Source organism: Rhizobium sp. RHZ01 (assembly GCF_014851595.1).
Taxonomy (GTDB): domain Bacteria; phylum Pseudomonadota; class Alphaproteobacteria; order Rhizobiales; family Rhizobiaceae; genus Rhizobium; species Rhizobium altiplani.
In genome coordinates, this window is the sequence record NZ_JACUZZ010000118.1 from 1 (window position 1) to 377 (window position 377).

The 377-nt window shown below is 54.9% G+C and carries 1 rRNA gene; it reads left to right on the forward strand.

The features are described 5' to 3' along the window. Positions 1-99 (forward strand): 16S ribosomal RNA (locus IB248_RS31080); the annotation flags it as partial. Positions 100-377: the final 278 nt, after the last annotated feature.

Below are 377 nucleotides of genomic sequence, written 5' to 3' on the forward strand. Positions count from 1 at the left end.
CTAACCGCAAGGAGGCAGCTAACCACGGTAGGGTCAGCGACTGGGGTGAAGTCGTAACAAGGTAGCCGTAGGGGAACCTGCGGCTGGATCACCTCCTTTCTAAGGAAGCTGTGGAATTGGTAAGACGCCCTCCGACAAGTCTTCGACTTGTCTAGGCGATGAACCTTCCCGTGCTTTTTAGAACATAGATGGCACCAGTCAGGTGACTATCGCAACGCAATACGCCTGCCGATCTGCTTCGCAGACAGCGGGTATGGCGAGCTTTCGCCGTCCACGTTTCTCTTTCTTCATGAAGACAAAAAACCGCGCTTGTCCGGCTTGTGCTGGACCGGTTCCCGAATGGGCCCGTAGCTCAGTTGGTTAGAGCACACGCTTGA